Annotated in this window: 11 protein-coding genes; 9 read left to right on the top strand and 2 right to left on the bottom strand. The window is 73.7% G+C overall.

Annotated features, from left to right (window positions below; all coding sequences use genetic code 11):
• Positions 1 to 20: 20 nt before the first annotated feature.
• Entirely contained in the window at positions 21 to 1,289 is a 1,269-nt protein-coding gene (locus tag MF672_RS19905) for an acyltransferase family protein (RefSeq protein ID WP_242376617.1), read from the top strand.
• A 45-nt stretch (positions 1,290 to 1,334) separates the two neighbouring features.
• On the opposite strand, the gene MF672_RS19900 is transcribed toward MF672_RS19905, so the two are convergent.
• Positions 1,335 to 1,805 (bottom strand): NUDIX hydrolase, encoded by a 471-nt coding sequence (locus MF672_RS19900; protein WP_242376616.1) that lies wholly within the window; start codon positions 1,803 to 1,805, stop codon positions 1,335 to 1,337.
• A 120-nt stretch (positions 1,806 to 1,925) separates the two neighbouring features.
• Here MF672_RS19900 and MF672_RS19895 point away from each other — a divergent pair, with 120 nt between their 5' ends.
• The 7 genes from MF672_RS19895 (at position 1,926) to MF672_RS19865 (ending at position 10,389) form a co-directional block, all read left to right on the top strand.
• Positions 1,926 to 3,119 (top strand): hypothetical protein, encoded by a 1,194-nt coding sequence (locus MF672_RS19895; protein ID WP_247815331.1) that lies wholly within the window; start codon positions 1,926 to 1,928, stop codon positions 3,117 to 3,119.
• Between the two features lie 97 nt (positions 3,120 to 3,216).
• The gene (locus tag MF672_RS19890) at positions 3,217 to 4,290 is read left to right on the top strand and encodes a LacI family DNA-binding transcriptional regulator (protein WP_242383818.1); all 1,074 of its coding nucleotides are present in this window, start codon (positions 3,217 to 3,219) and stop codon (positions 4,288 to 4,290) included.
• 138 nt (positions 4,291 to 4,428) lie between these two features.
• Positions 4,429 to 5,691, top strand: coding sequence for an extracellular solute-binding protein (locus MF672_RS19885; protein ID WP_242383819.1), 1,263 nt, complete (start codon positions 4,429 to 4,431; stop codon positions 5,689 to 5,691).
• A gap of 3 nt (positions 5,692 to 5,694) precedes the next feature.
• Positions 5,695 to 6,618 carry a carbohydrate ABC transporter permease gene (locus MF672_RS19880; RefSeq protein WP_242383820.1) on the top strand — a complete coding sequence of 308 codons (924 nt, stop codon included), beginning with the start codon at positions 5,695 to 5,697 and terminating at the stop codon, positions 6,616 to 6,618.
• Entirely contained in the window at positions 6,615 to 7,439 is an 825-nt protein-coding gene (locus MF672_RS19875) for a carbohydrate ABC transporter permease (protein ID WP_242383821.1), read from the top strand. The genes MF672_RS19880 and MF672_RS19875 overlap by 4 nt, the downstream gene beginning before the upstream one ends.
• Positions 7,440 to 7,471: 32 nt before the next feature.
• A complete protein-coding gene (locus MF672_RS19870; protein ID WP_242383822.1) occupies positions 7,472 to 8,764 on the top strand; it encodes a glycoside hydrolase family 1 protein in 1,293 nt (430 codons plus the stop codon).
• A complete protein-coding gene (locus tag MF672_RS19865; RefSeq protein ID WP_247815330.1) occupies positions 8,761 to 10,389 on the top strand; it encodes a family 20 glycosylhydrolase in 1,629 nt (542 codons plus the stop codon). The genes MF672_RS19870 and MF672_RS19865 overlap by 4 nt, the downstream gene beginning before the upstream one ends.
• Positions 10,390 to 10,443: 54 nt before the next feature.
• Here the strand turns inward: MF672_RS19865 and MF672_RS19860 are convergent, their stop codons facing one another.
• Entirely contained in the window at positions 10,444 to 11,733 is a 1,290-nt protein-coding gene (locus MF672_RS19860) for an ABC transporter ATP-binding protein (protein ID WP_242383678.1), read from the bottom strand.
• Positions 11,734 to 11,964: 231 nt separating this feature from the next.
• On the opposite strand from MF672_RS19860, the gene MF672_RS19855 reads away from it, so the two are divergent.
• Positions 11,965 to 13,425, top strand: a complete 1,461-nt coding sequence (locus tag MF672_RS19855; protein ID WP_242383679.1) for a glycoside hydrolase family 13 protein — start codon at positions 11,965 to 11,967, stop codon at positions 13,423 to 13,425.
• Positions 13,426 to 13,427: the final 2 nt, after the last annotated feature.

Genomic DNA, 13,427 nt, shown 5'->3' with positions numbered 1-13,427 from the left:
TTACGGGTAAGTTGGTGCGGGTGTCCGCCGCCGCCGCTCCCATCGTCCCCAGCGACCCCGGCCGTCCCGGCTCCGGCGGGCGGCTCGCCTGGCTCGACGCGTTGCGCGGCGTCGGGGCGACGGCCGTGGTGGCCGAGCACCTGCTGCCCTGGTTCCTGCCGGGGCTGCGACCGTACTGGTTCAGCCTCGGGGTGTACGGCATCCTGGTGTTCTTCCTGGTCAGCGGCTACATCATCCCCACGTCGCTGGAGCGCCACGGCGACGTGCGGGCCTTCTGGATCAGCCGGATCTTCCGCCTCTACCCGCTCTACCTCGCCGTGATCGGCCTCGTCCTGGCGCTGGCCTGGTGGGTGCCGGTACGCGGCGAGGTGCCGCGCGACGGCAGCGCGGTCGCGGCCCACGCCACCATGCTGCTCGACGTGGTCAGCGTGGGCGGCGTGGCCGACACCATGTGGACGCTGTCGTACGAGATGGTGTTCTACCTCATGGTCACGGCGTTGTTCCTGGTCGGGGCGCACCGGCGGAGCGGGGCGCTGGCGGTGGGGTTCGCGGGCGCGTCCGTCGTGGTGGGGCTGGTGGCCTCCGGTGCGGCGCTGCGGGGCGGGTGGCCGGCGTACGTGACCGGGGCCCTGTTCGCGGCGGGGCTGGCGTGCGTGTTGTGGGGGCGGGCCCGTACGGCGGCGGCCTGCGTGCTGGGCGTGATGGCGCTGGCGGCGCTCGTACTGAGCAGCCGGGTGCCGTGGCTCGGCGTGGCGGTGCTGGCGGTGATGTTCGCGGGCACCGCGATCCGCCGCTGGGAGGAGGGCGCGGGCGGGCTGTGGCCGGTGGCCGTGACGGCGGCGCTGGTGGTGCTCGCGCCGCTGTGGGCGATCGAGGGCGGCTGGTGGTGGGTGCGGGCCGACGTGTGGATCACCACGATCGCGCTGGCGGCGGCCACGTTCGCGGGCGGCATGGCGCTGCGGGGGCGGCGGCTGCCCCGGGCGGTGGTCTGGCTCGGGCTCGTCAGCTACTCGCTCTACCTGGTGCACCATCCGCTGCTGAAGTACTTCACCGAGGTCACCGGTGACCTGCGGCGGGCCGAGCCGGCGTACCAGGTGGCGATGTCGGCGCTGGCCCTGGCGCTGGTGCTGGGCGTGAGCGCGCTGGCCTACCGGTACGTCGAACGGCCCGGCCAGGCGTGGGGCCGCCGCCTCGGCCGCCGCCCCGACCGCCCCGACCGCCCCGACCGGCCCGATCGCCCCGACCGCCGCGCGGCTTCGGGCGCGCGCGCCGGCCTCCGGCAGGGCTGAGCCAGGCAGGCCGCGGGAGGAGCTCCAGGGGGGCGGGCTGATCGGTCAGGGCCGGGCCGGGGCGAGGGCGGCGGGGTGGTCGGACAGGGCCGGGCCGAGGCGAGGGTGGCGGGAGAGCACGCGGGCCACGACCGGGTCCTCGGCGACGAGGAACGCCAGATGCCGTACGGCGTGCGCCACCACGTTGGCCACGGCGACGTGCTCCGGCGCCGGCGTCGCGGGCGCGGCGCCTCTGGCGATCACCAGGTCGGGCGCCTCGACGGCCGGCAGCCAGGGGGACGGATCCGGGCACACGGCGTAGGTGAGCACGATCCGGCCGTCCGGTTCGTACCGCCAGCTCGTGGAGTGCAGCACGACGTCCGGGTCGGCCTCGCGCACGCCGGCCAGGCGCCGGGCCGCCTCGTCGGGCGTCTCGCCAGGCCGGGGGCGGGTCGAGGCGTGCCGGTAGGACCAGCGATTGTCGGTGTCCACCCGTAGCATGAGCGTCTCAACGGAGACCACGTGTCCTGCCGTCATCGCCACCAACTTACTGCCAAGCATGTGCAACTGCGTCCACCACGCATGTGTCTCCCGCTCTTGAACCGCGCGGCGAGCCCGGCTGTAGTCGATGGCGTGCGAGAGAGAGGCCGAACAGCCATGCCAGGTTTGCTGGTGCTGATGGGGTCGGGCGAGACGAGCCCGACCATGGTGGAGGTGCACCGCGCCGCCACGCGGGCGCTGCGCCCGGGGGCGCGTGCCGTGCTGCTCGACACCCCCTACGCCTTCCAGGAGAACCGCGCCGACATCTCCGCCCGCGCCTGCCGCTACTTCTCCCACAGCGTGGGGCTGCGGGTCGAGGTGGGCACGGGCATCGCGGGCGCCGACTGGGTGTTCTCGGGGCCGGGCAGCCCCACGTACGCGCTGGACCGCTGGGCCGAGTCGGGCGTCGCCGGCGACCTGCGGGCCCGGGTGCGGGCCCGGCAGGGCGTCACCGTGCTCGCCTCGGCGGCCGCCTGCACGGCCGGGCTGGCCACGGTGCCCGTGTACGAGATCTACAAGGTGGGCGCCGAGCCCCGCTGGCGCGAGGGCATCGACCTGCTGGAGCCGCTGGGGCTGCAGGCCGTCCTCATCCCGCACTTCGACAACGCCGAGGGCGGCACGCACGACACCCGCTACTGCTACCTGGGCGAGCGGCGGCTGTCGCGGATGGAGCGCGAGCTGCCCGAGGGCACCGCCGTGCTCGGCATCGACGAGCACACCGCGCTCGTCATCGACCTGGAGAGCGAGAGCGTGCAGGTCGCCGGGCGGGGCGGGGTCACCGTGCGGCGGGCCGGGGCCTCGGCGGTGTTGCCGGCGGGCGCCCGTACCGACCTGGCGGGGCTGCGCCGCCTGGCCGAGGGCGGCGCCGGCGGCGCCGCCGTGCCGCCGCCCGCCGCGCCGCCGGAGGCTCCGGCGGCCGAGGTGACGCTGGAGGAGACGATCCGCGCCAGCGAGGAGCGCTTCGGGGCGGCGGTCGCCGAGCCCGACCTGGTGGCGGCGGCCCAGGCCGTGCTCGACCTGGAGGCCGAGCTGGTCAAGTGGGCGGCCGACACCGAGGAGGACGCGGGGGGCGTCGAGCAGGCGCGCGAGCTGATGCGCCTGCTCATCGCGCGGCTCGGTGAGACGGCCGCCGCGGCGGGGGCGCGCTCGGCCGCCCTGCGCCGCCTGGTGGGGCCGCTGCTGGCGCTCCGCACCGCGCTGCGCCAGCAGGGCCGCTACGACGTCGCCGACGCGTTGCGCGCCGCCATGCAGGCGGGCGGCGTCCAGGTGGAGGACACGCCGGACGGCCCCCGGTGGAGCCTTACCTCGTAAGAGGGACGCGGCGGGCGGGTGCGACGGGGTGGTCGCGGTGGCCGTAGCGGATACGATCGATCCGGCAGCGATGGCGGAAGAGCACGAGTGAGGCCCGGTGGCGCACAGGACGACCGTCTATGACGTCGCCGAGCGGGCGGGCGTCTCCATCGCGACGGTGTCCCACACCTTCCGGCAGCCGGAGCGGGTCCGTCCCGAGACACGGGAGCTGGTCCTCGCGGCGGCGCGGGCCCTCGGCTATGTGCCGAGCGGCAGCGCGCGCGGGCTGGCCAAGGGCCGCTCGCAGGCGCTCGGCCTGTACGCCTTCGACATGTTCCTGCCGTCCGACGTCAACGCCCCGGCGCTGAGCCTGGACGACCTGGTGCGGAGAGAGCTCGACGGGCGCGGCGACGCGCGGCGCTTCCCGCTGTACGTCGATGAGATCCAGCACGGCTTCGAGATCGAGGCGCGGCGGCTGGGCCGCACGGTGATGCTGGGCGCCGGGGCCAGCCGCGACTCGCTGGGCAGCATCGACCTGGCCGGCAGCGTCGACGGGCTGGCGATCTTCCCGGGCAGCGCCGGGCGCGACCTGCTGGAGCACGTGGGCCGCGGCGTGCCCGTGGTGATCTTCAGCAGCCCGCCGGCGCACGACCCGATGCACCACATCACCGTGGCCAACGAGCCCGCCGTGCGGGAGCTGGTCGACCACCTGGTCGGTCACCACGGTCACCGGTCCGTCGCGTTCCTGGGTGAGCTGGCCGCCCCCGACATCGGCGCGCGGTTCCGGGGCTTCCAGGCGGCGCTGGCCGCGCACGGGCTGCCGGTCTCCGCCGAGCCCTTCGACGCCACGGCGATGACCCAGGACAGCCTGCGCCCGCTGCGCGCGGCCATCGCCGCCGGCGACCTGCCGCGGGCTCTGGTCTGCGCCACCGACCAGCTCGCGCTCGCCGTGCTCGACCTGCTGGCCCGGCACGGCCTGCGGGTGCCGGAGGACGTCGCGGTCACGGGCTTCGACGGGATCGTCGCCGGGCGGCTGTCGGAGCCGTCGCTGACCACGATCCGGCAGCCGTTCGCCTCGATGGGGCGGCTCGCGGTGCGCATCCTCACGGACACGATCGCGGGGCGGGAGCACCCCCGGTCGTACGTGCTGCCGACCCGCCTGGTGCTCGGCGGGAGCTGCGGCTGCGGCTGACGCCGCCCGCGCGGTCCGGGGACGGGCGCGGACAAGGTTTGGTCTCGATTGCGCACTGGTGCTAGAAACATGTTTTGTTAAGCGCTTAAATCTGCAAGGCGTACGGGGGCACACCAGGTCAAAAGGGAGAAGCTGACTATGCGATACCGATCAGCGGTGGCCGTCCTGGCCGGGCTCGCCACCGCGGCCGCGCTCACCGCCTGCGGCCGGAGCGCCGAGAGTCCCGGGCAGGCGCAGCCGTCCTCGACCGTCGCGGCGAAGGCGACCGGGAGGATCACCATGTGGGCGATGGGCACCGAGGGCGAGCTGCTGCCCGCGTTCCTGAAGACGTTCGAGGCCGCCAACCCGGGCGTCAAGGTGGACGTCACCGCCGTGCCGTGGGACTCCTCCTACCAGAAGTTCCAGACCGCCATCGCCTCCGGGAACGTTCCAGACGTCGCGATGATGCCCGGCCTGCCCGTCTTCAAGGACGCCTTCGCGCCCGTCCCCGAGGCCGTCCGCACCGCGGACATGTACCCGGGCGCCGTCGCGACCGGCACGATGGGCGGCCGGCTGCTGGAGGTGCCCTGGTACGTCGACGTCCGCGTCCTCTACTACCGCACCGACCTGGCCCGCAAGGCCGGCTGGGACCGGCCGCCCGCCACCTGGGACGAGCTGCGGCGGCTGGCCGGCGACCTGCGGAAGAAGGCCGGCGCGAAGTGGGGCATCCGCCTCCCCGCGGGCATGACGGGCTCGTTCCTGTCCACGCTGTGGATGCCGTGGTCGAACGGCGGCGAGCTGATGAACGCCGGCCGCTCCGCCTGGACGCTGGACACGCCGGAGTTCGCCGCCGCCTACGAGTACCTGGCCTCGTACTTCGAGCAGGGGCTCGCCGACGCCAACGCCGACCCGGCCCCCGCCGCCGCCGTCAAGGACTTCCTGACGGGCGCGACCCCGATGCTCGTCGCGGGCCCGTTCGTGCGCGGCGCCATCACCCAGTCCGCCGGCGACGCCTTCACCGGCAAGTACGCCACCGTGCCGCTGCCCGCCGGCAAGAGCTCGACCTCGTTCGTCGGCGGCGCGAACCTCGTGGTCTTCAAGGCCGCCAAGAACCCCGGCTCGGCGTGGAAGCTGGTGCAGTGGCTCAGCGAGCCGAGCACCCAGGTGGCCTGGTACCGGGCCAGCGGCGACCTGCCCGCCGTCCGGAGCGCCTGGCAGGACCCGGCGCTGACCGCGGACCCGACGCTCGCCGCGTTCGCCGAGCAGCTCAAGACCGCCAAGGCGCCCCCGCAGCTCGTCTCCTTCGACAAGGTCGGCGCGGCCGGGGACTCCGCGATCGAGCGCATCGTCAAGGGCGGGACGCCCGTCGCCGACGCGCTCCGGCAGCTCCAGCAGCAGGCCGACGGCATCGGGGTGTCCTGAACGGTGTCCGGAGCAGCATCCCTGACGGGCCCGGCGGGCGGTGCCAACGCCGCCCGCCGGCGCCGGCAGACGGCGATCGCCTGGACGTTCGCCGCGCCGTTCGTGATCATCTTCGCGATGTTCATGGTCCTGCCGATCGCCGCCTCGCTCGGCTTCTCCTTCACCGACCTGACCGCGCAGGACGTCCGGACGCCGTTCAACGTGGACGTCGTCGGCCTGCGGCAGTACGCCGACGTGCTCACCGACCCGCGCTTCCAGCACGCGGCCGGGGTGACGGCGGTGTTCGTGCTCGCCGGCATCCCCCTCACCGTGGCGCTCGGGCTGGCCCTGGCGCTCGCGCTCAACTCGGGCGTGCGGCGCTTCAAGCCGGTCTACCGGGTGGCCTTCTACGCGCCCGTGGTCACCAGCGTCGTCGCCGTCTCGGTCATCTGGCGCCACATCCTCGCCCGCGACGGGCTGCTGAACATGCTCCTCGCCCTGGTCGGCGTCCAGGGGCCGGACTGGCTGAACAGCACCACCTGGGCCCTGCCCTCGCTCGTCCTCATGGCCGTCTGGCGCAACGCCGGGACCCTTATGGTGATCTTCCTGGCCGGGCTGCAGTCCATCCCGCCCGCCGTCATGGAGGCGGCGGCGATGGACGGCGCCGGGCCCTGGCGGCGCCTGCGCAGCGTCACGCTCCCGCTCCTGCGGCCCGCGATGCTGCTCGGCGGCGTCCTCATCTCGGTCGGCTACCTGCAGTTCTTCGAGGAGTCCTTCGTGATGACGCAGGGCGGGCCGCTCGAGTCCACGCTGTCCCTCACCTACTACACCTTCAACACCTTCGGGTTCGGCGACTTCGCCAAGGCCTCCGCCGCGAGCTACCTCATGTTCGTCGTGATCGCCGCGGTCAGCCTGGTGCAGTTCCGCCTGCTGAGGAGGGCCACATGACCCGGCTCCGCCCGGCGCGCCGCACCGCCTACGTCCTGCTGACCGCGGGCGCGGCGGCGTGGCTGGCGCCCTTCGCCTGGATGGTGCTGGGCTCCGCCAAGACCCAGGACGAGATCTTCGCCGACCCGCCGACCTGGTGGCCGCGCTCGCCCACCGGCGGGAACTTCGCCCGCTGGCTCACCGAGCTGCACTTCGGCACGTTCTTCGGCAACAGCCTGCTGGTCGCGGTGCTGACCGTGCTCGGCAACCTGCTGTTCTGCTCGATGGCCGGCTACGCCCTGGCCAAGATGGACTTCGCCGGCAAGCGCCTCCTGCTCGGCGTCGTGCTGGTGACCATCATGGTGCCCGGCGTGGTGACGTTCGTCCCGCTCTTCGTGATCGTCGCCAAGCTCGGCATCCTCAACACCTACGGCGCGCTGGTGCTGCCGTTCCTCACGCAGCCGGTAGGCGTCTTCCTGATGCGCCAGTTCATGCTGGACATCCCCGACTCGCTGCTGGAGGCGGCGCGCATCGACGGCGCGTCGGAGCCGCGCATCTTCACCCGGATCGTGCTGCCGCTGTGCGGGCCCGCGCTCGCGACGCTCGGCATCCTCACCTTCCTCGGCTCGTGGAACAACTTCCTCTGGCCGCTGGTGGCGGGCCAGTCCGAGTCGATGTACACGCTGCCGGTCGCGCTCTCCCTCTACTCCACCGGCCAGTACGCCACCGACTACGGCACCCTGCTCTCCGGGGCCGTGCTGATCATCACGCCGATCCTCGCCCTGTTCGTGGCCCTGCAACGGCACTTCGTGCAGGGCATCGCCACGGTGGGCCTCAAATGACGACTTTCCCGACACCTAGCGCAGGAGCGAGCATGACCACCGCGTCCTTCCCCCCGGGCTTCCTCTGGGGGGCGTCCACCTCGGCCCACCAGGTGGAGGGCAACAACGTCGGCAGCGACTTCTGGCAGGCCGAGAACGACGGCTCGTGGGGCCTCGCCGACCGCTCCGGCGACGCCTGCGACAGCTTCCACCGCTGGCCCGAGGACCTCGACCTGGTCCGCGACCTCGGGCTCAACGCCTACCGGTTCAGCATCGAGTGGGCGCGGGTCGTCCCCGCCCCCGGCCGTCCCTCGCCCGCGACGCTCGCCCACTACCGGCGGATCATCGAAGGCTGCGGGGAGCGGGGCCTGACGCCCGTCGTCACGCTCCACCACTTCACCAACCCCGCGTGGCTGACGGCCGAGGGCGGCTGGACCTCGAAGGACGCGATCGCGCACTTCACCGAGTACGTCCGCGCGGTGCTGCCCGTCCTCGACGGCGTGCCCTGGGTCTGCACGATCAACGAGCCCAACATGGTCGCCTTCATGGCCGCGAGCCGCAAGCGGGGCGGCGGCGCCCCTGCCGCCTACCTGGGCCCGCCGGACGCCGAGGTGACCGCCGCGCTGACCCGCGCGCACGCCGCGGCCCGCGACCTGCTCGCCGCCGTGCCCGGCCTGCGGTCGGGCTGGACGGTGGCCAACCAGAACGTCCAGGACCACGGCGCGGGCCCCGACCGCACCGCCGAGATCTCGTACCTGATCGACGACCAGTACCTCGACGTGGCGAAAGGGGACGACTTCGTCGGCGTGCAGGCCTACAGCCGGCTCCGGGCGGGGGAGCGGGGCCCCCTGCTGCCCGGTCCTGACGACCGGCGCACGATGACGGGCTGGGAGTACTACCCGCAGGCGCTGGAGGACGCCGTGCGGCACACCGACGCCCGGCTCGGCGGCTCCACGCCGCTGCTGGTCACCGAGAACGGCATCGCGACCGGCGACGACGGCGAGCGGGTCGCGTACACGCGCGAGGCCGTCGCGGGCCTGCGCCGGGCCATGGCCGACGGGATCGACGTGCGCGGCTACCTGCACTGGTCGCTGCTGGACAACTACGAGTGGGGATCGTGGGAGCCGACGTTCGGGCTCGTCGCGGTGGACCGGACGACGTTCCGCCGCACGGTCAAGCCCAGCGCCCGCTGGTTCGGGCGGCTCGCCCGCGACCCCGAGGCGACGCTGGCCACCGAGGCGGAGGTGGACCCCGAGGCGACGGTGGACCCCGAGGCGAAGGTGGACCCCGAGGCGACCGTGGACGCTGGGACGGCGCTGGACCCGGACGCCGGGGCCGGGGCGTGACGGCGGACGCGCCGGGGCGGGCGGGCGCAGGCGTCGCGCCGGGGCGGGCGGGCGCGGGCGTCGCGCTGGTGCCCTGGCCGCACGTGGTCTCGCTGGACCCCGCGGCCACCACCGCCCTCGACCCCGGCCGGGTCGTGATCCGGGCGGACCCGCCGCTGGCCGCCGCCCGCGCCTGGCTCGCCGCCGAGCTCACCCGCCTTACCGGCGCGCCCCGTCTGGACGGCGACCGCCCGGACGGCGACCGTGCGGATGACGGCCGCGCGGATGACGGGCCGGTGCTGTGGGTGACGCTGCGGTGCGGGGAGGCGCCCAGGGAGGTGCCGCCGGCGGCCGGGGTCGCGCCGGAGCCGGTCGCGCCGGACGAGCGGCACACGGTGACGATCACACCCGGCGAGGTGACGATCGCCGGCCCGTCCGTCCAGGCGGTCCTGCGCGGAGCCGCGACGCTGGTGCAGCTGGCCGAGTGCGGGGCCGGCCGCCTCCCCCTGGGGCGCGTCGCGGACGGGCCCGCCCTGGCCTGGCGCGGGCTGATGCTCGACGTGGTCCGGCACCCGTTCCGCGTCGCCGAGATCCGCCGCGTCATCGGCCTGCTGGCCCGCTACAAGCTCAACGTGCTGCACCTGCACCTCACGGACTCCGAGGGCTGGCGCCTGCGGTCCACGGCCCGGCCCGGGCTGGACGCCACCTCGCCCGGCGAGCTGATCACCGGCCCCGAGCTGGCCGCGCTGACGGCGTACGCCGCCGCGCGGGGCGTGACGATCGTGCCCGAGATCGACCTGCCCGGCCACTCCCGCGCCGCGGTCCGCGCCTATCCGGGGCTGGCGGGCAGCAGGGCCGCCGCCCGGCTCGGTTACCTGGACCCGGCCGCCCCGGAGACCCCGGCGTTCGTCGAGGAGACCGTCGCCGAGTTCGCCGCCGCCTCCCGTGGCCGGTTCGTCCACGTCGGCGGCGACGAGCCGTTCGGCATGCCGGACGAGGCGTACGGCGAGGCCGTCGCCATGGCGGTGCGGGCGGCGCACGCGGCCGGCCGGCGGGTCGTCGCCTGGCAGGAGACGGTGCGGACCGGCGCCCTCGGCGAGGGCGACCTCGTGCAGCTCTGGATCGGCGCGGAGACGCACATCGACGCCGACGCCAAGAAGGCCGGGCTGCCGGAGGCCGCTCATCCGCTGGTCGACGCGATGGTGGAGCTGTTCGCCCGGGCGCCCGCCGACGGTCCCGCCGCCGCGGCGGCGGGGCTGCCGGTGCTGCTGTCCTCCAGCGACGTGCTGTACCTCGACCGCCCGTACGGGCAGCCGGCCGCGGACGCCGAGGGGGAGGCCCGCCGGGCCCGGCTCGGGTTCCGCGAGTACCCGCCGAAGACGCTGCGGGAGATGTTCGACTGGACGCCGGAGTCCCTGGTGCGGGGGCTGGACGTGCGGATCGCCGGGGTGGAGGCGGCGGTCTGGGCCGAGACGATCACCGGCTTCGACGACCTGGCGTTCCTGCTGCTGCCCCGCCTGCCGGGCGTCGCGGAGCGGGCCTGGACGCGGGAGCGGACGAGCTGGGAGGACCACCGGGCCCGGCTGCGGCCGCACGAGGCGGTGTGGCGGGCGACGGGCTGGGGCGCGGCCTTCCGGCCCGCCTGAGCGGCGGGGCGGGTGAGCGGGCCAGGGTGAGCGGGCCAGGGTGAGCGGGCCGGGTCAGCGGCGGGGCGGGTCGATGCGGGCGCCGTCCACCGTGAAGATCATGATGCGGGAGAGGTCCACCGCGACCTTGGCGGCGTCGCCGGCGCGCCAGACCGGCCGGCCGCCCAGCCGGACGATCAGGTCCGAGCGGCGGTGGATGCCGCTGCCCGGGCTGCCCACCCGCTCCTGGTCCTGCGGCTCGATCTCGTGCCCGGTGGAGAACATCCGGCGCATGAGGCCGGTCAGCTTGCCCGAGCCGTTCTTGCCGCCGTTGGCCCGGGCCCGCCCCCTCGGGTCCGGCGGCTCGGGCACCGGGACGGCGGGCATGCCGCACTCCAGGTACGCCAGCCACTCGTGCCCGTGGTACTCCAGCGCCCGCACCCGCCCGAAGAACGACGCCCCCTCGTACGACTCAGGCACCGGCGCGAGCCCGTCCGGCCGCAGCCCCACCAGGACCTGCCCGCCGGTGTGCTGCGAGATCGCGTACGCCCTGGGATCGCTCCAGGGCATCGTGAGGCGGTGTGTGCCGAAGTCGAGCATCACGTACTGGTTCTGCGGCGTTCTGACAGTGGCCGCCAACAGGTTCAACTGCTGGGAGTTGAGAAAGGCCGCCACGAAGGCCGTCGCTGGATCGTTGTAAATCTGGGCCGGAGTTCCGACGTCCTGGAGGACGCCGCGATTCAGGATCGCGATCCGGTCGGCGAGGGTCAGCGCCTCGACCTGGTCGTGCGTCACGTAGATGGTGGTCACGCCGAGCGACCTGACCAGCGCCGAGATCTCCATGCGCAGCTCGGTCCGCATGCCGGCGTCCAGGTTGGACAGCGGCTCGTCCATGAGGAACAGCTTCGGCTGGCGGACGATCGCCCGGCCCATCGCCACCCGCTGCCGCTGGCCGCCGGAGAGCGTGCCGGGGCGGCGGTCCAGCGTCTCGTCGATGTGTAACGCCTTGGACAGCTCCGTCACCCGCTCGCGCACCAGGTTCGGGTCCGACTTGGCGATCTCCAGCGGGAAGGCGATGTTGCCGCGCACGGTGCGGTGCGGGTAGAGGGCGCCGTTCTGGAAGACCATGGCGACGTCGCGGTCGCGTGGCGCGAGGTGGTTGGCCAGCTCGCCGTCCAGCCACAGCTCGCCCTCGGTGATCTCCTCGAGGCCCGCGATCATGCGCAGCAGGGTGGACTTGCCGCAGCCCGACGGCCCCAGGAGGACCAGGAACTCACCGTCTTGGGCCTGCAGGCTCAACCGGTCGACGGCCAGGTAGTCGCCCGGATACACCTTGGTCACTTTGTCGAGAACGACCGAGCTCATGGGCCCACACCTTGCGCGCGTGTCACCTGTGACGAGACGGATTGAAGAGGTAGTACATCGCGCCTTAACGCTACATGTCCACCCTTGACATAAAGAATCTCCACCTAGGGCGTTTCGGTCGGTGGTTTTGGGCATCCGAAGGCCGAAATTTCCGTATTTCGGGGGCGTGGAAGGGCTTGCGTAAACTTGCGGAAACAGCTTTCATGGTCGGGACGTCCGCGGGGGGAGACTATGACTGCGTGGTGGCGTGACGCCGTGATCTACCAGGTGTACGTGCGGAGCTTCGCCGACGGCGACGGCGACGGCGTGGGCGACCTGATAGGGGTTCGCGATCGCCTGCCGTACCTGGCGGGGCTCGGCGTGGACGCCCTCTGGCTCACGCCCTTCTACCCCTCGCCGATGGCGGACTTCGGCTACGACGTCGCCGACCACCGCGACGTGGACCCGCTGTTCGGCACGCTCGCCGACGCCAAGGCGCTCTTCGACGAGGCGCACGCCCTCGGGTTGCGCGTCATCGTGGACGTCGTCCCGAACCACACCTCCTCCGCCCATCCCTGGTTCCAGGAGGCGCTGCGCGGCCGGAACCGCGAGCGCTACATCTTCCGCGACGCGCCCAACGACTGGGAGTCGATCTTCGGCGGCCCGGCGTGGACGCAGGTCGCGGACGGCCAGTGGTACCTGCACCTGTTCGACCCGAGCCAGCCCGACCTCAACTGGGAGCACGACGAGGTGCGCGGCGAGTTCGAGTCGATCCTGCGCTTCTGGCTCGACCTCGGCGTGGACGGCTTCCGCGTGGACGTCGCGCACGGCATGGTCAAACCGCCCGGCCTGCCCGACATCGGCCAGGGCGGCCAGGCCAGGATGATCGGCCGCGAGCCGGTGCCGTTCTTCGACAACGACGGCGTGCACGACATCCACCGCGCCTGGCGGCGGCTGCTCGACTCCTACCCCGGCGAGCGCATCGGCGTCGCCGAGGCCTGGGCGCCCACCCCCGAGCGGCTGGCCAGGTACGTCCGCCCGGACGAGCTGCACCAGGCGTTCAACTTCCACTACCTGTTCGCCCCCTGGGACGCCGCCGAGCTGCGCGCCGTGATCGACTCCTCGCTCGCCACGGCCGGCTCCGTCGGCGCCCCCACCACCTGGGTGCTGTCCAACCACGACGTCAAGCGGCACGTCACCCGGCACGGCAGCCTGGCCAGGGCCCGCGCCGCCGCGCTGCTGACGCTCGCCCTGCCCGGCTCGGCCTACCTGTACAACGGCGAGGAGCTGGGCCTGCCCGAGGTGCTGGACCTGCCGCCCGAGCTGTGCCAGGACCCGCAGCGGCTGCGCGACCCGGACAGCGGCAGGGACGGCTGCCGGGTGCCGCTGCCGTGGACCCGCGACGGCGGCTGGCTGAACCCGTGGCTGCCGATACCGCCCGGATGGGGCGAGCTGAGCGTCGAGGCCCAGCACGGCGTGCCGGGCTCGACCCTGGAGCTGTACCGCGCGGCCCTGCGGCTGCGCCGCTCCTTCACCGGCGACCTGGTCTGGCACGACTCGCCGGACGGCACTCTGGTGTTCTCCCGCGATGACCTGGTGTGCGCCGTCAATCTCACGGACGCCCCCGTGGACCTCGACGTCGGCGGACGGCTCCTGCTGGCCTCGGATGTCCCTGGAGCAGCGGATTCGGCGGCGTGGTGGAAAGTAAAGTAGCT

This window comes from Actinomadura luzonensis (assembly GCF_022664455.2).
Taxonomy (GTDB): domain Bacteria; phylum Actinomycetota; class Actinomycetes; order Streptosporangiales; family Streptosporangiaceae; genus Nonomuraea; species Nonomuraea luzonensis.
This window is presented reverse-complemented; position numbering and strand designations above follow the sequence as displayed.

What these genes read in the sequence shown, in the direction of transcription:
- MF672_RS19900 (WP_242376616.1), bottom strand. Translation starts at nt 1,805, where the DNA reads ATGACGGCAGGACACGTGGTCTCCGTTGAGACGCTCATGCTACGGGTG.
- MF672_RS19895 (WP_247815331.1), top strand. Translation starts at nt 1,926, where the DNA reads ATGCCAGGTTTGCTGGTGCTGATGGGGTCGGGCGAGACGAGCCCGACC.
- MF672_RS19885 (WP_242383819.1), top strand. Translation starts at nt 4,429, where the DNA reads ATGCGATACCGATCAGCGGTGGCCGTCCTGGCCGGGCTCGCCACCGCG.
- MF672_RS19875 (WP_242383821.1), top strand. Translation starts at nt 6,615, where the DNA reads ATGACCCGGCTCCGCCCGGCGCGCCGCACCGCCTACGTCCTGCTGACC.
- MF672_RS19870 (WP_242383822.1), top strand. Translation starts at nt 7,472, where the DNA reads ATGACCACCGCGTCCTTCCCCCCGGGCTTCCTCTGGGGGGCGTCCACC.
- MF672_RS19860 (WP_242383678.1), bottom strand. Translation starts at nt 11,733, where the DNA reads ATGAGCTCGGTCGTTCTCGACAAAGTGACCAAGGTGTATCCGGGCGAC.
- MF672_RS19855 (WP_242383679.1), top strand. Translation starts at nt 11,965, where the DNA reads ATGACTGCGTGGTGGCGTGACGCCGTGATCTACCAGGTGTACGTGCGG.